The organism is Siphonobacter sp., from assembly GCF_048595215.1.
In the GTDB taxonomy this organism is placed as follows: domain Bacteria; phylum Bacteroidota; class Bacteroidia; order Cytophagales; family Spirosomataceae; genus Siphonobacter.
The window spans coordinates 1-24437 of the sequence record NZ_JBMDWJ010000289.1 but is presented as its reverse complement, the minus strand read 5'-3'; the positions used below and the strand labels follow the sequence as shown (position 1 = coordinate 24437).

Sequence of the window (24437 nt, the reverse complement as noted above, 5' to 3'; positions counted from 1 at the left end):
ACATACGGGGCTATGAATATTGAACCCCTCTGGGGTTGGCAAGTCGGCGTGCAAGCTTGCATGACAAATGAAAGAGATAGCATTCAACCCCGGAGGGGTTTCACTTGATTAGCCATGGGTGTAACCCATGGGCAATGCAACGTTATATTTCGATAAACATATCCCGTCCATAAGTCGTTATATTCAAACGGAAATAACGATTCATGAAATACGCTCTACTTTTTACCTTCTTCCTGACTAGTGTTTTACTCCAGGCACAAACTCGGCCCGATAGTCTTCGGTCGGATACGTCGCGTAATGTGCAGCTTCAGGAGCTGGTGATTACAGCTTCGCGGGTGCCCGAACGGCTGTTGCAATCGCCGCTTAGTATCGAGTTACTGAATGCCCGTCAGATTCGGTACTCGGCTCAACCCTCGTACTACGACGCGATTGAAAATCTGAAAGGCGTGCAGCTACTCACCTCCAGCCTGGGTTTTAAAGTTTACAACACCCGTGGCTTTGCCAATCCAACCAACGTACGCTTTGTGCAACTGGTGGACGGAATGGACAATCAGGCTCCGCACATCGGATCTCCCATTGCCAGTGCTCTGGCTCCTTCGGATCTGGATATTGAACGGGTGGAAATCGTACCGGGAGCGGCCTCGGCCCTGTATGGATTAAGTGCCTTGAACGGCTTAGCCCAGCTGATTACCAAAGATCCTTTCACGTCACCCGGATTAACCATTGGTCAGAAAACGGGAGTCAATCACGTTGGAGAATCGCAGGTTTCACCCCAGCTTTATACTGAAACCAGTCTGCGATACGCCCAGCCTTTGGGGAACCGGTTTGCCTTCAAAATCAACCTTACCTACCAGCAGGGGTACGACTGGATCGCTCGCGACGCTGCCGACCTGAACACCAATGCCAACGCCTCCCTTGGTTTGACAGGTCTGAATAATCCCGGAAGTGATCGGGTCAATCAGTACGGCGACGAGTCCGCCAATCGGCGTACGCTGACACTGGGCGGCAAGAAGTACGTAGTCTCGCGAACGGGCTATTTTGAAAATGATATTACTGATTTACGACTTCGAAACCTACGAGGTGACGTGGCTTTGTACTGGCGGTTGAAACCCGGCTGGACGCTTTCATACCATTACAAAGCCGCTACGCTCAACAACGTATACCAGCGAACCAACCGCTTTCGACTGGAAAATTACCGACTCAGTCAGCAGGGGCTAGTACTGGAGTCTCCGGCCTTGTTGGTGCGATTGTACCGCACCGCCGAAAACACGGGCGATTCCTACAACATCCGTTCAATGGCGGAAAATATGGATCGCTCGTTCAAATCCGATGATCGCTGGTTTAGTGATTTTTCCAGTCAGTTTACCGCAGCTACGCAAGCCGGACAAAGCGTAGTCCAGGCTCTGCAACAAGCCCGTAATCAGGCTGATCAGGGACGAATACAGCCTGGTACACCCGCTTTTGATGCGGAAGTCAGTCGTTTGCGGACCATTAATAACTGGGATAGGGGAGCAGCCCTGCGGGTAAAATCCTGGCTGTATCACGGGGAAGCTCAAGTGGAAGTCAGTCGCCTGCTGGGCCCTGCGTTTCAGGAAAAAACCAAGCTTCATCTCTTAGCTGGAGGTGATTTTAGGCAATACGTAGTCTTTCCCGATGGCAACTATTTTATTAATCCGAATGGTACGGATCGGAATCTTCAATATCGCAAAGCGGGCGGATTTGTGCAGGCTTCGCGGACGTTCTGGGGTGAACGGTTGAAACTAACCGGCTCCCTGCGACTGGATAAAAATCAGTACTTTACACCGCGACTAAATCCGCTGGTAACGGCCGTATTTTCGCCCGCCGCTGAACAGTATGTGCGAGCTTCGTACCAGACGGGCTATCGATACCCGTCGCTGTTCGAGGCCTTTTCCAATGTTAATTCCGGTGGGGTAAAACGCGTAGGAGGGCTGAAGGTAATGTCGCAGGGCATTTTCGAACGTTCCTATTTCCGTACCTCCATCGACGCGTTTCAGGCAGCGATCAATACCGATGTCAACACCCATCAGCTGACTACTGAACAGGCCATTCAGAAAAACAAGGGCTTACTACGCAAAAACACCTACACCTACCTGCAACCCGAACAGGTGAACAGTCTGGAAGTGGGGTATCGGAGCTTGTTTTTCAAGAAACGTCTATACATCGACGTTGATTTTTACTACAACGTGTATCGGAATTTCATCGCTCAGGTTGAAGCCAATATTCCGAAGAAATCCAATCCTGATTCACTGGCCTATTACCTGGCTGACCGAACGCAACAAGATCGCTATCGGCTCTGGACCAACTCAAAAACCCGGGTTTATAATTATGGCTCCAGTGTAGGAATTCGGTATGCCCTGGTACGGGAATGGACCGTGACGGGAAATGCCTCACTGGCTCGCCTGGACCGGACGGATCAGGGAGACGGTCTCGAAGAAGCCTTCAATACGCCCCAATGGATTACTAATGTTGGGTTGGCAAATCCGGCCTTGTGGAAGTCATTCGGTTTTTCACTGAATTATAAATACCAAAGTGCCTTTCTCTGGCAATCCTCCCTGGCAACGGGTCAGGTGCCCGCCATTCATACGTTCGATGCTCAGATGAGCTATGATTTTTCCTGGTTGCTGGTAAAAGTAGGAGGTACGAACGTGTTTAACCGCCCGTACACCACCTTCAAGGCTGGCCCCAGTGTCGGAGGACTGTACTACACGTCGCTCGTATTAAAAGCCTGGTGAGTAGAAATCAGGAAACGATGGAGTAGGAATTTTCTGTCTTTCTGGCACTAAGGCTACTAAATAATTTATCCTATGGGGAAGTAGATTCGAAACGTTGATCCCTGACCCAGTTGACTTTCCGCAGTAATAGCTCCCCCATGATTTCGAACTACTTTTTCACAAATCGCCAGGCCAATACCCGTACCGGGATACTCGCTTTTGCCGTGTAATCGCTGGAAAAGCTGAAAGATTCGCTGACTATATTGTTGATCGAATCCAATGCCGTTATCTGCGATGGTAATACATGTATACGTCTCCGCCATTCGAGCGGGTTGTAGATCTTCGGGTAGCTCATCCAACCCCAGATGTGTTGTATGAATGCGGATGCTAGGAGCCAGCTCTGGCTGACGAAACTTCAATGCATTGCTCAAAATGTTCAGGAAAAGTTGCCCTAATTGAAGTACATCGCCCCGAAGAGTGGGTAACGGTTCCAGATGAATGGAAGCTTTCGATTCCTGAATACTGAGTTCTAAATCCGAAAGCACCGTTTTCACGATTTCCGTCAGGGATACGAGTTGGGTAAATTCCTGGTTGGAAGAAAGTCGCGAAAAGGTCAGTAGGTCATCAATCAGTAAGGACATCCGTTGGGAAGCAACTTGCATTCGTTTCAGATACATGATGCCATCGCCCAGCTGACTGCTGTAACGACTCATCAGAATATCGCCGAACTGCTGTACTTTCCGCAACGGTTCCTGCAAGTCATGGGAGGCGATGTAGGCAAACTGTTCCAGGTTTTCGTTCGAGCGGGTAAAGAGTAAGTTAGACTCTTCCAGCTCTTCGTTGCTAGTTTCCAATTGTTCATTGATCGCAGCCAGCTCTTCGTTCGTCGTAGCTAATTCTTCCGTTCGTTGCTGTACCAACTGTTCCAGAGCCCGTTGCGTCTCCCGCTCCTGCGTAACGTCCTGAGCCGTTCCCGCGAGTTTGTAGGGTTTGCCCTGTGCATCGTGGTACACTTGGGCCTGGGCGTGCACAATCCGCTGGTAGCCCGTCTGTCGATGCGTAATGATGTGTTCATTCTCATAATACCCGGAACCCTTAATCACTGCATCAATTTGCTCAATGACTAGTTGTCGGGACTCCTCCGGTACTAAATCGTAAACTTCGTCGGGAACAGAACTTAGTTCGGACAAGCCCATCCAGTCCCGTAAGCGTTCGGAGTACGTAAACGTTTTGCTTTCCAAATCGAGGCTCCAGGTAGCCAATTGAGCCAGTTCAATAGCTCCCCGCAAACTTTCTTCGGCCTCCTGGAGCTGTTGCCGAGCCAGAGCTACGGGCGTTACGTCAGCGGCAATGCCCAGAATAGCGTATACCTGACCTTGTTTATCAAATAGCGGACTGTAGGTGATGTTGTACAAATAATGAGTCAATACGCCGTTCTGCACGATGTTTGCCCCCATTTCGTAATTCTGGTACATTTTACCCGTCGTATACACCTCATCGAGAATTTGCAGAAAAGGCTGATTCTCAAGCTCGGGCATGACTTCTCGAAGCGGCTTTCCTACAATGTCCGGGCCTCTACTCACAATATCAATAAAAGCCTGATTGGGTAACTCAATCCGCAATTCATGCCCCACAAATAATCCAATCGCGATGGGAGCGGTTTCAACCAAAGCTTTCAGCTTAGCTTCACTGGCTTCAACCGCTTTGCGGGCCTGTACCTGAGCGGTGACATCAATGCCAACCACGAGCACACCCGTAATCTCCCCTTCATCATTACGCTGGGGCTGGTACGTAAAATCCAGATATAGGATTTCTACTTCATCAGCATTAGACACGTATACGGCCACTTCTCTGGTTACCAGAGGCCGACTCGTTTGTAATACATGCTCCAAAACCTGTTCAAAACGTTGGTCCATCAGCTCGGGCATGGCTTCATGGATGGATTTCCCCAGTAGCGTTTCCGAAACATGGCTGACCAGCTTTGTATAGTAGGGATTAACCATCTGGTAGATCCAACCTTCCTTGTCTACTAGGGCAACGGCGATAGGAGAATGCTCTAGTAGCGTTTTAAAAGCCTGCCTTACGGGCATGATGGGCAGTCGATCCTGAGGAATGACTTCTACCAAACCAGTTAATGAAGGTCCGATTCGACTGGCTCGTAACCGAATCCAGCGATTGGTCAACACATTACGGCACTGCATATCCAGCGACGAAGTAAGACTTTCATCTTGAAAAACGGATTCGACCCGCTTCTGATCTGACTTGCCTAGCGTCTGCAACCAGGCTTCGTACGGAAGATCGGTGCTGAGGGGAAAGCCAAAAAGCTCCTGACTAACGGCGTCACAGCGAAGAAGCCCTTGTCTGGAATCATAGACCCAGGTACCGACTCCATGGGTCTGTAAAAGGAGTTTCAACCGCTCCTCGTCCGCGGCGGGTAAGTGGGAAAATGGCTTAGGGGATTCGGCCATGTTTTAATCCGTTTGGGTACGGTATGGTAACTAACCTAAACCTAAAAGGTTGGCTATAAACGGACAATAATTAAAACATGTTCGTGTCAACCAAGCGGGAAAGGGATGATTCGGCTCCCCAATCAATCCTCTGGTTGTAGCAGAGCCAGTACCACCATCAGTTCCGTCAAAATAGCCGCTATGGTGCGAATGGTATGGAACCGATTCCAGGGTTCTTCAAAAATCACGCGTTGACGGGCGAGTTGCTCCGGGTTGGCCGTACGCAAATCAAAACTCGCCAACGCTTCATTGAGGGGCACGTTTCCGGCCAGCGTCACGCCCAGTACGCCTACGCCATAACAGATACTGGCGGCCAGTAACCAAGCCGTCCGGGCCGGATGATGACGGTTCAAAAAACAACTGAGGGGTAACCAAACGGCTGTTCCCAGAAAGCAAAGCAGGAAAACGGAATTGAGAATCGCCCGATTAATAGCTTGCATCGCCGCTAAATAACTCGAATCTGATAGGCTATGAAGGCCCGGATTTACCGAACACGAATACGCGAAGAAGAGTCCCGCCATTAAGGCAGTACCGACGGCGGAACTCACCAAAAGGATGGTATTTATACGGTCAAGGAGGAATTCCATAGTCCCGAGGCCGCCGTTCGTTGAGCATAGGTGTCAAAATCAATAGGCGGGCGACCCAGTAGGTGTGCTACGTCAGGAGTCAGCGAGGCGTTTCGACCGTCGAGTACTTCGCTGAACAGATACGCGAGTAAGGCTACCAGTTCAGAAGGCGTACCCTGTTCCTGCAAAGCGGCAAGGTATAATTCCAGCGGAACCGTTTCGTAGGTGATTGATCGGTCGGTGTAGCGGGCAATGGTCTGAACGGCCTCGGCGAAGGTCAGCAGGCGAGGACCCGTCAATTCATACACTCGCCCCGTATGCTGGGGCTGCGTCAGAGCGGCTACGGCCACTTCGGCAATGTCCTCGGCATCGATGAAGGGTTCCCGAACGTCCGCTACGGGCAACACCACCTGGCCTTGCTGTATACCTTCCAGAAAAAAACTTTCACTAAAATTCTGATGAAACCAGCTCGCTCGTAACACGGTCCATTCCAGGCCAGCGTTCATGACGATTTGTTCGCACCGTTCAGCGGCTTCTTCTCCCCGGCCGGATAGAAGGACAAGGCGGCGAACCCCCTGCTGCACGGCCTTTTCTACAAACGAACGAATGATATCAAAGGCTTCGGGAATGGCCAGATCGGGCTGAAAGCTGATGTACACGGCTTCCACACCGTTGAGTACGGCGGGCCAGGTGGTAGCGTCATACCAGTTAAAGGCGGGTTGGTTGCGACGCGACCCGATTCGTACGGGAACGTTCTGAGCTTGAAGGCGTTCGACGATCCGGCGGCCGGTTTTGCCGGTTCCGCCCAGCACGAGAATAGGTTTACTAGTGTGCATGTTTACAACGTTTACGAATGAAAAACTTCCTCGGTGAGAAGCTGTTTCAAAAGTATCCGACTGAAAACCACGGCCCTAGAACAAAACCGACACTAGAAGGGCGAACTCGAAAAATTACCGAGAATCTGTCTGTTTTGCCGAAGATACGCCTGGGGTGAAAGACCCGCGAAGGTCTGGAAGGCCCGAATAAAATGGGACTGGTCGGCATACCCGCGATCAAAGGCAACGTCGGAAAGCTTCGTATAGCGATTGTGATTCAGTTGTTCCACTGAGCTTTGAAAGCGGTAAATACTGCTCCAGAGTTTAGGCGAAAGGCCAACGTAGTGTTTAAACCGACGCTCCAGACTTCGCTCGGAAAGCCCGGTCTGCTTTTGCAATTGCTTCATGGACAGATCGCCCTTTTGCTGATGGATTAATTGCAAAGCCTGATGGAGCGTAGGATCAGGAGTCGCGGATGTTTGTTGCGAATGTTGAACGAGGTATGCCGACAGAAGATCGATTTGGGCAGACACCGTTGCCTGATGCATGAGCTGCTCGGACAAATGCTGCGTTTGAGGAATGGACAGTTCCCCCAAACCCAGACAGCGGTCCGTTAGAGCTGAGGCATCCAGCTGAAAAAGGGTCTTCAACGCGTGGGGATAAAAGCAAAAGCCAATTACGCGAAAGCTACCGGGAAAATGCAACTGCGTGTACTGCGTAGCCGGTCCATAGAGGTACAAGGGGGGTAGGGGCTTCTCGTATTGATAGAATGAACCACTTTCGGATTGCTGAAAGATGAGGCCGGGACAGCCATCCGCCAGTACGCGGAACGTCGGCCCGGATATTTGCGATACGGGTGTTTCGAGGTACCAGATCGCCTGCACATACGCAGCCAGGGCGGGTGGGGGAGCAACAAATTGATAGGCCATACGAATGGAGAATAGAAGTACGCAAATCCGTAAGAAGGCAGAGAGTACTCCTTTCTTATAAAAAGGAGTACTCTCTGCAATCGTCGGGTGCCAGACTTAGTCGTCTGGCGTAATTCAGCGAGTTACCTAAAACCTGTGCGAGATACGGCTTAATCCTAATTCTCAAAAGCGAAGTCGGATGAACGGAACCTGAGGGCAAGCTATTAAGCTTTCAGTAAGCTTACTGGCATTCCGTAATACCTCAAATTTTTCAGCGTTAAAAAAAGCACTAAAAACAGGTTCAAAAACGGCGTTTCTAACGTCACTCAAAGGTCTGCGGATCATTATTTTATTAATCTCTTCACGTACACTTTACCCTCGCGTTGAATCTTGACCAGATACGTGCCCGAAGCTAAGGACCCAATCTGTACGGCGACCGGCTGCGTAGGGGAGCTTACAAAAGATTGTTCGGGTATGACAATCCGACCCTGTGTCGTGAGAACGCTAACGTGTACCGGAGTCGAGCAGTCTTCCTGGAATCGTAAATGCATCAGTTGCGGGGCCGGGTTCGGGTACAGGTCGATTTGAAGGACGTCCGGACAGGCCTGTTGCAGGGATATAATCGAACTGTAAGCGTAGGATTGATCCTCATCCAGAATTTTAAGGCGGAAATAATTGATTCCTTCGCTGGAAATCAAGGAGAGCATAGAGTAATTGTTCCGGGATTTTCCGGTGGGCAAAGCGAAAGTAAAGGGTACGAAATGCTTTCCGTCCGCACTCTGCTCGATGATGAATCGGTTGATGTTCCGTTCATCGGCCGTTTTCCAGCGAAACCGAATATTACAATTTTCATCGGCAGCCGAAAAATGAAGCAGGCGTAAAGGCAGGGGACCGTTGATCTGTTTTTGCAAAATGACGGAACTGAACGGTGACACGGTATATGTGCCCGTGTACGTCACACCCCGTACATCCGTATAGGTCTCGCCGCCTAAATTGACCGTTCGGCTAGTACTATCGGCGTTTACTTCAAAACGAACGTAATTGGTCGGATCATTTTCCGTTACTTCGAGTTCGCTGAAAACGATATTATCCAGCCAGATTTTGCTTTGTGGATCGTGTAAAGTAAGACTCAAGAAGGTATTGTCGTTGGTATAATTAGGACTCAATAGTAATTCGACTTCCGTACGTGTAGTCGACAACGTCACCGTTTTCAGTTTACAAACGCCAAAGTTTGAAGAGGCTGAGGATAAGAGAGCCACCTGTAACGCCGTCGTATCCCGACTGCCTTTGGCCGAAAATCTTAGCCGATAGTACTTGCCAAACGTAAGCGTACCGACATTAATGACGGCCCGGGATGACTTTGTTGTCGTGGTATCCGTCAGGTTTAGCCGTAACGATCCGCCATCTAACTGTCCCGTATTATCCCAGGCGGGAGCACTGGTACCACTGGTAGGTGTAAGCGTATAGGCCGTTGCTCCGGTCGTAAGTCCAGTGTTGAACTGGCTATTATTGCTGACCGTAATGCGGTTAGGCCCTTCGGATTGTACAACCACGGGCGACTGGTACGTCTGCCCATACACCCCATGAGGATCATACGATAGTTGCTGCCACTTACTGAGGATCAGGGCTTTCGAAACGCGTGGGGTAGTAGCCGTCGTGACGGTTTGAACAAAGGTGGGGTCTTTCTCAAAGGGTTGGCTGTAGTAGTTACTATCCAGCGTACCCACTAAAGGCAGATACACCGCACTGCCGGTTTGTACCAGTCCACCCTGTTGATTGAGTGACCGGGCGTAGAAAATATTACGTACCACCCGATGATTGCGGGAAGCGGGTTTGCTATCGGGGAAATAGCCGAAGCCGTACATGTTGTCGTAAAACGTATTGTTGCGTACGGTATGCCCTGACGTAGTAACGTTAAGCATCAGTCCGGCTCCCATCACCTGATAGACGGTATTGCCTTCCACCAGATTTCCCAAACTATTCCCATCCATATAAATGCCACAGGCGTAATTGGAATTGACGACGCGGGACGTAGTACCAAAGAGATTTGGATACGCCTGACGCACGACATTGCCAATCACCCGGTTGTTGCCGTACCCGTACGTAGCCGGAGCGAAGCCCTTGAACGTATAGATGCCGCCTATGTCGCACTTGACCCGGGCAAAGTTGGAAACCTGATTGTTATGAACCCGAAGATTAGTACCCTCAAACCGGATGCCGCAGTACCCCACGCTGTCGATGACATTGTGGGCGGCGGTGGCGTTTCGGCCTACTAGATTGATGGCGTTGTACTGATTGTTGTTCGGCTCACCCATACCCGCCCGCAGAGCCGTATTCAGGATGGTATTTCGGTTACAAACATAGTCGCGAGCAGTAATGAAAATGGCGTTGTTGTTAGTCTGGTTAAACGTATTATCGGCGACCAGTACCTGTACGGCCCGGTTAACCAACATCGCATTGTGATTATTATTAAACTGACAGGACTGAATGCGAATGTTTTGGGTAAGGCTACCCGCGGTACTATCGATCCGGATGCCATACTCATTGGCCTGGGTGAATGCCAGTTGCTGGATGCTCAGGTGACTTTTTCCACTGGCAAAGAACGTACTACTCACCACCGGAGCCTCCGTCTGTAATTGATTAGGGTCCGTGGTAGAGTAGAGATAAATCTTCTTAGCCGATTTATCGAAGTACCACTCGCCGGGCTGATCGAGTGTAGCCAGGTGATTCTGGAGAAAATAACCATAGCCCGCATTAATGGTATAATTTCCTACCCCCGGAGCCACAAAGGTGAGCGTACTGCCGGTGTGCGACTGAACTACGGGTTTGTTAAGCAAAAACAGATTCACCCGTACCACGGCGGTAGCTGCCGTCCAGTCTTGACCCGCCAGCGAGTTATCGTTCAATATAGTATTGCCACTGCCGGACTGGATACGTAGATAACCCTGATTAGTAGCATCAGCATTGGGGTAGCGACCGATCTGTTGGGACGTTCCATTGATGAAAAAATTATTCATGGCCGTAATCGGACCGGCGTAGTCCGCAACCCAGACGTTGCCTTGAAAAACGCTCCAGCCCGAAAGAGGCTGTGATCCGTTGATGATCGGTCGCGATCCCGTGCCGTAGGCTCCGTACGTAATGGAAGCGGTGGCCGTACCGGATTTTTGCGGTAAGAGTTCACCCCGGAATACGTCCCCCCGCCGGAACAAAATGCTGTCGCCGGGATTGAACGTGGCAGCCATGGTATTGACTTTCGCCAGGGTTTTCCAGGGACTTTGTTGACTTAGCCCCGTGTTACTGTCATCATTACCATCGGCGGAAACGTAGTAATTGACCTGAGCCTGGAGCAGCGTACTACTGACCAGCAGGAGTACCCATAAGAAGTAATGCTTTTTCATTGAAGAAGGGTTTAGAGTGGTACCGATAGTAGTAACTGAAAGCAGCAATAAGGCAATGACCATAAGCTGTGAGGCATATACTACTATCGTTTTATTTTATATTGGAATCGTTCAAATATTTGGTGAAGTAACGCATACCCGCTGAATGAGAACCTGTGGAGATGGTGCAGATGTACCGAGAAATGTTGCAACCTGTGTTTTGAGGAGCTTAGACTTTCAAAATACTGGGAGGTTAATAGAATAGAGGCCCGGTAATGAAGAGATCAGGATATCTTGGAGCGGTAAAAACGACCTCTGCAGAGAACGATACATTACTGTAGCCCTCTACTGCGAAGCACAAACGTGCGGCTAGTACTACGCCTTATCTTAGCAATCAGGTACTACGTCGTTTACAAAGCTTGAACTCGCCTTTGTTCAGAGTTAATTAATAATCGGATATACGTATACTGATAAGCGTCATGTTTTTTTGTTCGTACAGTGGAATATTAAACACGGAAAGGTGACAGGCAGTGAAACGTAAGCAGCGAAGAGACTCAAACAATCCATTCAACCACTACTCGGGTAAGCAGCGTTACAAGACGGAGGTCAGACGAGGAAATTGGAAAGGTAATTGGGCAAGAAACTGGAAAGCTCCTCTGACAGCCATTCCTAATACAAGCTTTTTTTATTATTTTGTGTAATTAATCGTTTGGAACATCGTGCATATCATTCAGAAGCTAATACTTTTTGGTCTACTCACTCTTTTCGTGGGATGTTCCTCTCAGGAGAAAGCAGAGAAATTTACTATTGGCTTTGCTCAGTGTACCAATGGGGATGACTGGCGAAAGGCGATGCTTGAAGGTATGGAAAAAGAGCTTAGCTTTCATCCGGAAGTAAAGCTACTCATGAAAGATGCCCGTGATAATAGTGAGCTTCAGGTGCAGCAAATTCGGGAATTACTGGCCGCTCACGTGGATCTACTGATCATTTCCCCTAATGAAGCTCAGCCCATTACACCCGTAGTAGAGGAAGTATTCAATCAAGGTATTCCGGTCATTATTGTGGATCGCCGAACTACGTCTAAACTATATACGGCTTACGTGGGGGGGGATAATCATCAGATTGGTCATACGGCTGGGTTGTACGTAGGAGAATTACTCCAGAAGAAGGGCCGGGTTTTGGAAGTTACGGGTACGCCCAGTGCTTCAGCCGCCAGTGATCGGCATCAGGCCTTCGCCGCTACTTTGAAAAACTACCCAAACATTGACTTGGTAGCGAGTATGAATGGCGATTGGGAACAGGCTTTTGTCACGCAACGCTTACCCGCTGTACTAAAAACGCACCCTAACGTTGATTTAATCTTTGCTCAGAATGATCGCATGGCGTTGGGCGTCTACCAGGTTTGTAAAGCGATGGGGCTGGACAAGCGTATCAAAATTGTGGGAGTAGACGGGCTATCGGGCCCTAAGGGTGGATTACAGTTTGTCGAAGACGGCTTGTTCAAAGCTACCATCTTATATCCTACAGGTGGAGAAGAAGCCATTCGAACGGCTCTCAAGGTGTTGCATCAAGAACCTTATGGGAAAGAAAACATCTTGGGTACCATGGTGATCGATTCGACGAATGTGCACATTTTAAAGCAGCAAACGGAAAAAATCATTGATCAGCGGCAGGACATCCAGCAGCAGCAACTTCGAATCGAACAGCAAAATCGGATCTATAGTAGTCAGCAAACGGTGCTGTATATCCTAGGGGCTTCTCTGCTCACGGCTGTGGTCTTTGCCGGTATTGCCTACACTTCGCTCCGCTCGAATCGCCGGATTACGCAGCAACTGAAGGCACAAAACGAAGAGATCTCCAATCAAAAAAATACGATTGCCGACCTTGCCGAGCAGGCCCGGCAGTCGACGGAAGCAAAACTGGGCTTTTTCACCAGTTTTTCCCACGAATTACGCACGCCGCTCACGCTGATTTTAAGTCCGGTACAGGAGTTACTTGCCGCCTCTGCTCCGGGAAGTTCCCAGCGGAAAGATCTGGAAGTCGTTCAGCGTAATGCCCATTGGCTGCTTAAACTAATCAACCAATTACTCGATTTTCGAAAAATTGAAGTAGGTAAGATGCCTATTCAGGTGGCAGAAAGGGATCTGGTGGCTTTTACTTGTAACTTAGTACAAGCGTTTGAGAAAACGGCTCGGCAGCGAGGCATTGATTTGCGTTTTCTACCATCAGAAGCCAGCATCATGGCCTGGTTTGATAGCAATTTGCTGGATAAGGTGATTGTAAACTTATTATCCAATGCTTTTAAATTTACGCCGGATCAGGGTAAAATCACGGTAATCCTTCAGGTAGATGCTCCCAAAGAAAGTATTCGATTGACCATTGAAGACAACGGGACTGGAATGACCGAGGAGCAGCAAACGCATGTATTCGAATGGTTTTATCAGGGTACTACCGCAGGAGCTGGGGGCTCGGGCATTGGACTGGCGTTAGCTAAAGAACTCATTCAACTCCACAATGGTACCATTAGCGTTCGCAGCCGAATTAATCAGGGAAGTACGTTTGAAATCAGTCTACCTACCACGAAACCCATACTCGGTGAAGGGAGCCTTTTGCCTAGCGTATTACCTGATCCGTTAGATTGGTTAACGGAAGCCTCCGCAGAAACCATAGCCGATAGCAACGCCGAGGCTGCTACGCTATTAGTGATCGAAGATAATACAGAGCTTTTGGCCTTTTTGAAACGAAAGCTAAAACCCTCATATCAAGTTAGTGAAGCATCCGATGGTACGGCCGGTTTGCAAATGGCCTTTGATACGCTGCCCGATGTGATCGTCTCAGACGTAACGTTACCCGGAATGCAGGGTATTCAAGTGGTCGAAACCCTTAAACGAGACTGGCGAACTTCCCATATTCCAATCATTCTTTTGACGGCCCGTACCGCTCAGGAGCATCAACTCGAAGGCGTGCAGTCGGGGGCTGACCTGTACCTGACCAAACCATTTGATCCGGCGTTTCTACTGGAAAGTATCAAAACGCTCTTAAGGAATCGACAACTGGTTCGGGAACATTTTCGGCGGGAGTTATCCATCGATACCGCTGTGCCTGTTGCACAAACCAGCGATCGAAAGTTTATTCAAGATCTGACGGCTTTGATTGAGAAAAATATGACAAGGTCTGACCTAAGCGTGGAAGAATTAGCCCGGGAAATGGGCCTTTCTCGCGTACAGCTCTATCGAAAGGTAAAGGCGTTGTTAGACTGTGGGGTAACGGATTTTATTCAAAATCTTCGCCTAACCCAGGCCCGGGAATTACTGGTCACTAAACCCATGAGCATTGCCGACGTAGCCTATCAGGTGGGCTTCTCATCACCTACGTATTTTTCAACGGCCTTTAAAGCAAAGTACAATATGTCGCCTTCAGAGTTTAAGAATTTGAACCAACGTAAGTAACGATGTAACCTGAGTGAAAGTGAGGTTACCTGAGTGAAAGATTTATTGATACAATTTAAGATTAAAAAAATGCAATTTACCTGATTTAAAGCTCTTTAAAACCGTCCCTTGGCTACGTAACAAAGTTTAACTTTTTTGATATTAAGTTTAATTATCATAGGGGATCATCTGGCCAGTTTTGATCAAAAATTCCTCTATGAAAAAAGTTTTTCTCTGGTCGATTGTCATTGCATTGGGAGGCTTTCTCTTTGGCTTTGATACCGCAGTGATCTCGGGTGCGGAGCGAGCCATTCAGGTACTCTGGAACCTGAATGTTTTTGAACACGGTCTAACCGTTTCCATTGCTCTGATCGGGACCGTCCTCGGAGCCTTACTGGGCGGTATCCCTTCGGATCGACTTGGCAGGCGTAAAACCCTGATTGGCGTAGCCGCTCTTTACCTGATTTCCTCGCTAGGAGCGGCGTTATCTCCGACCTGGATTCCCTTTTTATTCTTTCGTTTTCTGGGAGGTTTAGGCGTAGGGGCTTCCTCGGTTACGGCTCCGCTGTATATATCGGAAATTTCACCGGCCAAATCGCGAGGACGCATGGTGGCCCTATTTCAGACGAATGTCGTTTTTGGTATATTAATCGCTTACTTATCCAATTACGCCTTTGAAGGCATTGGCGAGCATGCCTGGCGTTGGATGCTTGGCGTACAGGCCGTACCTTCTTTGTTGTTCCTGCTTTTGTTACTGGGCGTTCCCGAAAGCCCTCGCTGGTTAATTAGCAAGTTGGGCAAGGTGAATGAAGCCCGTCAGATTTTACAAATCATTAATCCAGACGGCTATGAGCAAGATGTGCAGGCTATTCTGATCGGACAAGCCGTACAGGAGCATCAATCCGAAGGGCTCTGGGCTAAAACGAACCGTTTTCCGGTGATGCTAGCCCTGGTGTTTGCTTTCTTCAACCAAGTCTCGGGTATCAACGCGATCATCTACTACGCCCCCCGCATTTTTGAAATGGCCGGTTTTGAAAAGGGGTCTTCTTTGCTTTCGACGACGGGCATTGGGCTAGTGAACTTCTGCTTCACGCTACTGGCCATGAATTTCATCGATCGTTTTGGCCGCCGTACGCTCATGCTCATTGGTTCCTTCGGGGTGATTGGTACGCTAATCTTAGTAGCCCGAGCCTTTTACACGCAGCAGTTTGATGGCGTTCCCTATTACTTGTTTATCTACATCGCCTTTTTTGCTTTTTCGCAGGGAGCCGTTATTTGGGTCTTTATCTCTGAGATTTTCCCCAACAGTATTCGGGCAAAAGGGCAGGCTCTGGGAAGCTTCACCCACTGGTTCATGGCGGCATTGATTGCCTTTACCTTTCCCTACCTATCCGAAAAGCTAGGCGGCGGACACACCTTTTCCTTTTTTGCCGTCATGATGGTTCTGCAACTGCTGTTTGTCTGGCGAATCATGCCCGAAACGAAGGGAACCAGTCTGGAGCAGATGGATCGAACCTTAGTCATTCACTAATCGATACAGAGGAACAGCCCTTTATATCAGACAACACCTATCCATATGAACGCTAAACTTAGCATGGTCTGTTTCGGAGAAGTACTCTGGGACATATTACCTACCGGACGGCAGGCGGGCGGAGCTCCCTTTAATGTCGCCGTTCACGCTCATCAATTGGGCTTTAACGCTAAACTCATCAGTCGAGTCGGCGAAGATGAGCTGGGGCACGAATTACTGGCTTTCATGGAGAAAAAGGGTATCGAAACCTTGTCGGTTCAACGCGGCAAAACGCATTTGACGGGCGTGGTGAAAGCCAATGTTAGCAACCGAAGTGAAGTTACCTACCAAATTGTGCAACCCGTAGCTTGGGATTACATCAGTTACGATTCAACGGTATCGGCTTGGGTAAAAGAAGCGAACCTCTTCGTATACGGAAGTTTGGGAGCCCGCAGTGCCCGGAGTCGGGAAACCCTTTACCAATTACTCGAAGAAGCGAACTGCAAAGTATTTGACATCAACCTGCGTCCCCCGCATTACACGCGAGCGATCGTGGAGCATTTGATCGAAAAGGCTGACATCGTTAAAATGAACCACCATGAATTAGCCGAAGTGACCTCCTGGTATGAGTATCCAGGCGAACCCGAAACGGCCATGCGGCATTTAGCCGAACGGTACAACTTACGTACGGTGTGTGTGACGCGGGGTGAGAACGGAGCCTGCCTCTTACACAACGATCTCTTTTACGAAAATCAGGGCCTCTACGTGGAGGTACAGGATACTATCGGTAGCGGAGATTCCTTTCTGGCGGCCTTATTGTACCAGTTACAAGTCAACCCATCGACTCAGGCCGCCCTTGATTTTGCCTGTGCCACGGGCTCTTACGTAGCTACGCAGCACGGAGCTACGCCGACTCTTTCCCACACAACGGTTGAATCCTTTATGCAGATGGTATAATATAATCTTAACACTTTCTCTAAAACCTCTATGAAACACTTTTTATGGCTCGTACTGCTATTCAGTACGATGGGGGCTACTATGGCCCAAGACAAAATACCCGTTTCCGGGAAAATCACTTCAAGGACCGATGCTCAGCCAATTCCTGGGGTAACGGTTTTGGAAAAAGGAACCACCAATGGTACCACCACGAACGAAAAAGGCGAGTATATACTACGGGTTTCGCCGGGGGCAACCTTACTTTTTTCGTTCATAGGCATGGTTTCCCAGGAAGCCGCCCTGGGTAATTCCAGTGTCCTCGACATGATCCTTGAGGAAGATTTGAAAAAGCTGGATGAAGTCGTCGTCACGGGTTATAAAGCCGAACGCAAGGCCGATCTTACGGGTGCTGTTTCGGTGGTTAAACTGAGCGATATTAAAGATATTCCAACGGCGGACCCCATCAAAAATCTACAGGGACGCGTGGCAGGCATGCAGGTGACGACGAGTGGCTCGCCCGGAGCCACCGCGAGTGTCCGCATCAGGGGTCAGGGAACGCTCAACAATAATGATCCTTTGTACGTCATTGACGGGATTCCAACCAAGGAAGGGCTTCAATCGATCAATCAAAATGATATTGAGTCCATTCAGGTATTGAAAGATGCTTCGGCGGCTAGTATCTATGGGTCACGGGCGGGGAATGGCGTGATCATCGTTACCACCAAACGGGCCAAAGCCGGATTTAGTCGTATTGACTTTAGCTCCTTCTGGTCATTTCAACGGTATCAATCCAAACTTAAGGTACTCAATACGGAGCAGCGGGCCCGCGTATACTGGCAAGCGGCGGTCAATGATGGCGTTACGCCCTCCAGCCCCCTGTACCAATTTAGCTCGCATTTGGATGCTCAGGGAAAACCCGTCCTGGACGGCGTAAGCTATCCGGAGTTTATTGACGTCGCTCAGACGATGCGTCCGGCCAATACTCGCTGGTTTGACGAAATCTCCCAAACGGGATTGATGCAGTCGTATAACCTTAACTTCTCGAATGGTGGAGAAAAAGGGACGATGCTTTTTTCACTCAATTACCTGGATCATGACGGGATCATCAAGGAAACGAATCTGAACCGCCTGACGCTCCGACTCAATTCAGATTATAATTTCCTACAAGGTAAACTCAAGGTGGGTGAAAATCTGACTTTCGCGAAAACCAGACAAACCTTGCTGCCCGAGGGAGAGATCATGAACATGGCCTTGATCCAGCAATCCATCGTACCCGTTCGTACGCTCACGGGTGGTTGGGGTGGACCCGTAGCCAGTATGAGTGATCGACAGAACCCGGTACGCCTTATCGCCGATAACCAACAGAACAAGTCGTACGCGGGTCGCATTTTTGGCAATGTGTACGCAGATTTAGAAATCCTGCCCAAACTTCAGCTTCGCACCAGTATTGGCGTGGATTATACCCTTGGCAGTCAGCGAGTCCTGTACAAATCCTATACGTCAGGATTTTTATCCGATCCCATGAATCGGGCGACGAATTCAGAAAACTTTTATGGAAACTGGATTTGGCAGAATACGTTGACGTATAGTTTAGAGCGTAATAAACATCGGCTTGACTTTTTAGCGGGTACTGAACGCATTCGCTATAACAACCAGAGCTTCTGGGCCAGTCGCCAGGGCTTTGCCTTGCAAACGCCCGAATACATGTACCTGGATGCCGGCTCTGCGAATAAAGATAATGGCGGATCAGCTTTCGGTTACGGCCTTATGTCTTTCTTTGGCAAAGTAAATTACGCCCTGGCCGATCGCTATCTGGCTTCGGTAACCGTCCGGCGGGATGGCTCTTCCCGCTTCGGAAGCGACCAGCGGTACGGAACTTTTCCGGCGTTCTCGCTGGGATGGCGATTGAGCGAAGAGCATTTTATCAAGGACAAACTATCCGCCATTTCCGATTTGAAGTTACGCTTCGGCTGGGGAGTTACCGGAAATCAGGATTTTGCTAACAATGCCATTTATCGTTTGTACGAGTCTAATTACGGCATTGACCCAACCTGGGACTTTGACATCGGAACCGCTTACGATATAACGGGAGCAAATACGGGTAGCCTCCCTTCCGGGTACCGACTCATTCAACAGGGAAATGATAAACTGAAATGGGAGTCTACCACTCAAACCAATTACGGCATTGACTTCAGCTTATTCGAGTACAAGCTTACCGGGTCAGTCGATTATTTTGTGAAGAAAACCAAAGATATTCTCGTGAGTCCGCCTTACCTGGGCGTCGTGGGCGAAGGGGGGAACCAGTGGGTGAACGGAGCTTCCATGGAAAACTCCGGCATTGAGCTGCAACTCGGGTATCAGGGTAAAATAGCCAACAAAGTCAACTTTAACTTGTCGGGTAATATCTCTTCCTACCAAAATAAAGTGACCTACTTGCCAAGAGAAGTAGTGAACTCCTACGGCGGCAACGGTCGGGATGTCACCATTCTGGGAAGATCGATCAATTCCATCTATGGCTACGTTGCCGATGGAATTTTTCAAAATCAGGAACAGGTAGATTCCTACGCGACCCAGATCGGAAAGGGCGTAGGCCGCATTCGTTACAAAGACCTGAACGGGGATGGCGTCGTCGATGACAGAGATCGGACCTGGATTGGAAACAGTAGTCCAAAATTCATGTACGGACTCAACGCTGACTTTTCCTGGAAAGGCATCGATGTAGTACTTTTCTTCCAGGGTCTACAACGGGCGGACGTCTACAATGATAATAAGCTCCTGACGGACTTTGCTTCGCTGGCTTCGGGTGTAAACTGGGGGGAACGTACCTTGGATGCCTGGTCGCCGACCAATCCTACGTCGACCATTCCTGCCTTAACGCTGACGGATAAAAATAATGAGCAGAGAAGATCTTCCTATTTTGTCGAACAGGGTTCGTATCTGAAACTCCGAAACGTGCAGGTCGGCTTTACCATTCCCGCTACGCTTCTCAAGCGATACCGCATGCAGCAGGCCCGGCTGTACGTACAGGCTCAAAATGTATTGACGCTTCGGAAAAAGACGGGATCTTCCGCCTACACGGGCGTAGATCCGGAAACGCCCAATGCGACCTATCCCATCCCGGCGGTGTACACGCTGGGGCTTAATCTATCCTTTTAACCTCGCAATCCGTTATGAAACTAACACGCCTTTTACTGGCTACGCTCCTGATCGTAACCGGAAACAGCTGCCAGCAAGCCTTAGACGTTGCTCCCAACGCCGTAATTGATGGGGAAGCACTCAATACCTCGGAGAACATTGAAAAATTATGCACCGCCGCTTACGCCGCTATCGGGAATGACCACTATACTGCCCCCTTCACCTTGTGGCCCTACGGGAATCTGCGTTCAGGGGATGCCTATAAGGGTGGGGCGGGTACGGCCGACATCAGTGCCTTCCATTTTTACGAAACCTTTTCCTACATCCGGCCCGATTTAGGCGAGAGCGATGTGATCTGGTATCGCTTATACGTATCCATCTCCCGGGCGAATGATGCGTTGAGACGCCTCAATGCGATGAATGAGGAGGCTTTCCCGAACAAAAAAGTACGTCAGGCCGAAATGCGTTTTTTGAGAGGACATTCCTATTTTGATCTAAAAATCCTGTTCAAGAATATTCCCTACATTGATGAAAGTGTTCCGACTCAGGAGTACGGTAAAATTTCCAACGTTGCTTTATCCAATGAAGAAAGTTGGAGTAAGATTGCGGACGATTTCCGGTTTGGGACGGAACACTTACCCGTAACGCAACCCGAAAAAGGACGGGCCGATCAGATTGCCGCCAAAGCTTACCTGGCTAAAGTGCTACTCTATCAGGCCTATCAGCAGAATGCGAACCATAACGTAACGGGTATCAATCAAGCCAAGCTAACGGAAGTGGTAACGCTTACCGATGCCGTTATCACTTCCGGCCGATACGGGCTGTTTGATGATTTTAGCAAGAATTTCCTCTACGAGTACGATAACGGTACCGAATCGATTTTCGCCATCCAGCGTTCCAAGAATGATGGAACGCCCAAAGGTCGGCTGGACTGGAGTAGTGCCTTGAGTTATCCCATGAATACCGAGTACGGATGCTGCGGGTTTCATCAGCCCAGTCAAAATCTGGTCAATGCGTTTCAAACGGATTCGCAGGGCTTACCCCTCTTTGATACGTTCAATCAAAAAGACGTCAAGGAGCTGAGCGATTTTCAACAACATACGTTCGATCCGCGACTGGACCATACGGTAGCGATTCCGGGTCATCCGTATAAATACAAGCCCGACTTCATTTACCAGGCCAGTTGGGCACGGGCTCCGGACATCTACGGTTCTTATGCTTCGATGAAAGAAACGGTAGCGTACGACAGTCCGGGTTTTCAGAAAGTACCGCCGTTTATGGGCAGTGCCAAAAACAATATTCTCCTTAGATACGCCGATGTACTTTTGTGGAAAGCAGAAGCATTGATCGAACTCGGTCGGGAAAATGAAGCCTTGCCTCTCATTAATCAGATTCGGCAACGGGCGAAGCGAAGTACGGCTCTCCTGAAGGACAAATCCGGAAAGGATATTTCTTCTTACAAGTTGGAAACGTATCAGCCCGGTGTGAACTGTACCTGGAATCGGACGTTCGCTCGACAAGCTCTGCGTTGGGAGCGACGCCTAGAGTTTGCCATGGAAGGAAATCGATTCTTTGATCTGGTTCGGTGGGGTATCGCGGCTGAATACTTAAATACCTATTTCACCCAGGAAAAGACCAAGCGTGAATACCTGAAAGAAGCCCGTTTTACCAAAAACAGGGACGAATATTTGCCCATCCCTCTCAATCAAATTAATTACACGGCTAATTTATACCAGCAAAACCCGGGCTGGTAATTCTGGAGTCTTTGCCATTTTATCTTTACCCAACTACCGGGGTATGTACCCCTACTTACTATGAAAAGTTATCTAGTATCGGCCCTTGCTGCTGCATTGATCATAATGGATTTCAGCGGGCAGGCCCAGAGTCCTGCTCCCGCTACTTCCACTGAAAAGTACCGCCCGGCTTTTCACTTTACTCCCCGAAAAAACTGGATCAACGATCCCAATGGGCTGGTGTATTACGACGGCGAATATCACCTGTTTTATCAGTACAATCCCCAGGGTAATCGCTGGGGGCACATGAGCTGGGGACACGCCGTGAGTAAGGATTTACTGCACTGGAACGAATTGCCCGTGGCTTTGAACGAGTTTGCCAATCCAGACGGGAAAAGTGTAACCATGATCTTTTCGGGGAGTGCCGTCATCGACTACGGCAACACCAGTAAGCTCTGCCCGACGGGCACGAAAGATTGTATGGTCGCCATTTACACCTCGCACGTCGATGAGAAAGGCAAAGCTTTGGCCCAGCATCAAAGTTTAGCCTACAGTACCGACAAGGGCCGTACCTGGCAGCAGTACGCGAAGAATCCGGTACTGGAACTGAACACGAACGAGTTTCGGGACCCTAACGTATTCTGGTACGAGCCTCAGAAAAAATGGATCATGGCTGCGGTCAAACCGGATGAATACAGCGTGTTGTTTTTTGAATCGAAAGACCTGAAATCCTGGAAACAGATGAGTCGGTTTGGCAAACAGGGGGATCAAAGCAAAATCTGGGAATGCCCTTCATTGATTCAGGTCCCTATTCTCAATGAGCCGGGTAAAAGCCGCTGGGTATTATTTATCTCTTCGGGACATCGCCAGGAAGGCTACGTGGGCATGCAGTACTTTGTCGGCGATTTTGATGGTACGAACTTTAAACTCGATCAAGAAAACCCCAAGCCTGCGTCCGCCGAATGGGGCAATGTGGTTGATTACGGAAAGGATTACTACGCGGCTATTCCCTACAATAATTTACCAGCTTCGCAAAAACGACCCGTCATGATGGGTTGGATTAATAATTGGGAATACGCCAATGATTTGCCGACTGAACCTTTCAAGGGAGCCATGTCTCTTCCCCGGGAAATCGCTTTGAAGCGTACCCCCGAAGGACTTACTCTGATCCAGCAGCCTAAAATCTCTGGCTTACGAAATCAAGTACGCTTTCAGCAGAAGTCACTTTCTCTGAATAATACCAGTCAGGTGGTATCAGAAGTGACGAGTTCGCCCTTTGAACTGGAAGTAACGCTGGTACCCGGTCAAGCCGAGTCTCAGGGCATCCGCCTTTACAAAGACGGTTCGGAAGAGACCGTACTATTCTATCAAAATGGGAAAATTCAGCTTGACCGCCGCAAATCAGGAAATGTAAGTTTCCACCAGCGGTTTCCCAGCGTAGAAGAAGCTCCGGGAACGCTTCAAAACGGAGCGATAAAACTACGCCTCATTGCCGATGCTTCGGTGCTGGAAGTGTACGTCAATGATGGAGAAGCGGTATTGACGGATTTGGTTTTTCCCGAAAAGACCACTGGACAGATGGAGTTGTTTACGAAAGGCGGCACGGGTGAATTCAAAGATTTAAAAATCTCGTCCCTTACGGCCAAGTAGTACGAACAAAAAACGGGTTGACTAACGAAAATCTTAGCAGTCAACCCGTTCTCTGTACTTGAAACGTATCGTCGTAACATTATTATTTTCAGGAATTGAGAATCATCTTACGTCCGGGAAGCAATCAAGCCTTCCTGTACTAAAGCCTCCCAAAAATCGTCTGGAATTGTTTTCGTTGCCATCTCAATATTAGGCTTCACTTTACTGGGTTTGGTAGTACTTAACGCTACGCTATGCACGCCCGGAACGGTAAAACCGAAGTTAAAACACGCCTCGGCGGGCTTGATACCAAACTGTTCACACACCGCCCAGAATTTTTCTCGCCATTCCAGCAGCTTTTTACCTTCTTCAGTAGTTTGATCGACCAGACGATAGTTGTAATAGTCACTACCAATGAGAAAACCACCGTTGAACACGGCTGAGTTAATGACCACGACTCCTTTTTGATGCAGCTGTTGGATAAATTCAATGAGTGCAGTTGGGTGATCATGCAGCGTAAGGCTATTGGCAATCATAACCCAGTCCAGCTGTACATCCTTCGAGAGTCGTTCGATTAACTTCCATTTTTTTTCTCCTACGCCCACACCGAGTACTTGGCCGGATGCTTTCAACTCGGAAAGAGCTCGATACGCGTCTAAGACGTCCTGATATAGAGCCTCTTCCTCTTCGCGACTCGTGGCTCTGGCTAAGTACTCGTCGGGATCGTGTACCGAGGCCAATTGGGAGCTATACCGACCCAGTAATTCATTTCCTTGGTGAAAACATTCCAGAATACCTTCGTAACTAATTCGCTGGATCGCATCATTTTTAAGATCCTTCCAAACGCCGGGCTCAAAGGTAGGTTCATCCGTAGTAAGCGGCACCTGATACCAGCCTAGCTTATTACTAATGAGAACGTCTTTGGGGTCTACTTTTAATTCTTCTAGGCATTTTCCCAACGATTCCAGGGCTAAGCCTGCACCGTACTTGCCGGCGGTATCAAAAACGGCCTTCCCGGGTGAGTTTTCAACGCAAGCTTGGACAATACTACGTTTGGTTTCAAAAGGAGTGGCTTCGTATATATTACCGAGGCAGCTGGTTCCGAAAATGACGGGGGGAAGATCGATACCTGTTGAAGAAAGGGCTTGCATGAAAATTCGT

At 49.0% G+C, this 24437-nt stretch carries 13 protein-coding genes; 7 read left to right on the top strand and 6 right to left on the bottom strand.

What is annotated here, in order from left to right; all coding sequences use genetic code 11:
• Positions 1-203 precede the first annotated feature (203 nt).
• Positions 204-2753: a TonB-dependent receptor plug domain-containing protein gene (locus ACOJTG_RS18030; protein WP_420155094.1), complete on the top strand. Its 2550-nt coding sequence runs from the start codon at positions 204-206 to the stop codon at positions 2751-2753.
• Between the two features lie 65 nt (positions 2754-2818).
• Here the strand turns inward: ACOJTG_RS18030 and ACOJTG_RS18025 are convergent, their stop codons facing one another.
• The 5 genes from ACOJTG_RS18025 to ACOJTG_RS18005 form a co-directional block, all read right to left on the bottom strand.
• Positions 2819-5200 carry a PAS domain-containing sensor histidine kinase gene (locus tag ACOJTG_RS18025; RefSeq protein ID WP_420155093.1) on the bottom strand — a complete coding sequence of 794 codons (2382 nt, stop codon included), beginning with the start codon at positions 5198-5200 and terminating at the stop codon, positions 2819-2821.
• Between the two features lie 122 nt (positions 5201-5322).
• On the bottom strand, positions 5323-5679 hold the full coding sequence (locus tag ACOJTG_RS18020; RefSeq protein WP_420155092.1) for a DUF1772 domain-containing protein: 357 nt from the start codon (positions 5677-5679) through the stop codon (positions 5323-5325).
• 122 nt (positions 5680-5801) lie between these two features.
• Positions 5802-6641, bottom strand: a complete 840-nt coding sequence (locus ACOJTG_RS18015; protein ID WP_420155091.1) for an NAD(P)H-binding protein — start codon at positions 6639-6641, stop codon at positions 5802-5804.
• A 92-nt stretch (positions 6642-6733) separates the two neighbouring features.
• Positions 6734-7549, bottom strand: coding sequence for a DUF6597 domain-containing transcriptional factor (locus ACOJTG_RS18010; protein ID WP_420155090.1), 816 nt, complete (start codon positions 7547-7549; stop codon positions 6734-6736).
• Positions 7550-7872: 323 nt separating this feature from the next.
• Complete coding sequence (locus tag ACOJTG_RS18005; RefSeq protein ID WP_420155089.1) at positions 7873-10926, bottom strand: T9SS type A sorting domain-containing protein; 3054 nt, start codon at positions 10924-10926, stop codon at positions 7873-7875.
• A 746-nt stretch (positions 10927-11672) separates the two neighbouring features.
• Between ACOJTG_RS18005 and ACOJTG_RS18000 the strand changes: the two genes are divergently transcribed.
• The 6 genes from ACOJTG_RS18000 to ACOJTG_RS17975 all read left to right on the top strand — a co-directional run bounded on the left by ACOJTG_RS18000 (position 11673) and on the right by ACOJTG_RS17975 (position 23297).
• Positions 11673-14354: a substrate-binding domain-containing protein gene (locus ACOJTG_RS18000; RefSeq protein ID WP_420155088.1), complete on the top strand. Its 2682-nt coding sequence runs from the start codon at positions 11673-11675 to the stop codon at positions 14352-14354.
• Positions 14355-14550: 196 nt separating this feature from the next.
• Positions 14551-15864, top strand: coding sequence for a sugar porter family MFS transporter (locus ACOJTG_RS17995; RefSeq protein ID WP_420155087.1), 1314 nt, complete (start codon positions 14551-14553; stop codon positions 15862-15864).
• A 45-nt stretch (positions 15865-15909) separates the two neighbouring features.
• Complete coding sequence (locus tag ACOJTG_RS17990) at positions 15910-16800, top strand: carbohydrate kinase family protein (protein ID WP_420155086.1); 891 nt, start codon at positions 15910-15912, stop codon at positions 16798-16800.
• A gap of 30 nt (positions 16801-16830) precedes the next feature.
• On the top strand, positions 16831-19935 hold the full coding sequence (locus ACOJTG_RS17985) for a SusC/RagA family TonB-linked outer membrane protein (RefSeq protein WP_420155085.1): 3105 nt from the start codon (positions 16831-16833) through the stop codon (positions 19933-19935).
• A 14-nt stretch (positions 19936-19949) separates the two neighbouring features.
• Positions 19950-21668, top strand: a complete 1719-nt coding sequence (locus ACOJTG_RS17980) for a RagB/SusD family nutrient uptake outer membrane protein (protein WP_420155084.1) — start codon at positions 19950-19952, stop codon at positions 21666-21668.
• A gap of 60 nt (positions 21669-21728) precedes the next feature.
• On the top strand, positions 21729-23297 hold the full coding sequence (locus tag ACOJTG_RS17975) for a glycoside hydrolase family 32 protein (protein ID WP_420155083.1): 1569 nt from the start codon (positions 21729-21731) through the stop codon (positions 23295-23297).
• Between the two features lie 107 nt (positions 23298-23404).
• Here the strand turns inward: ACOJTG_RS17975 and ACOJTG_RS17970 are convergent.
• On the bottom strand, positions 23405-24437 hold a 1033-nt coding region (locus tag ACOJTG_RS17970), incomplete at its 5' end, for an aldo/keto reductase (protein ID WP_420155082.1).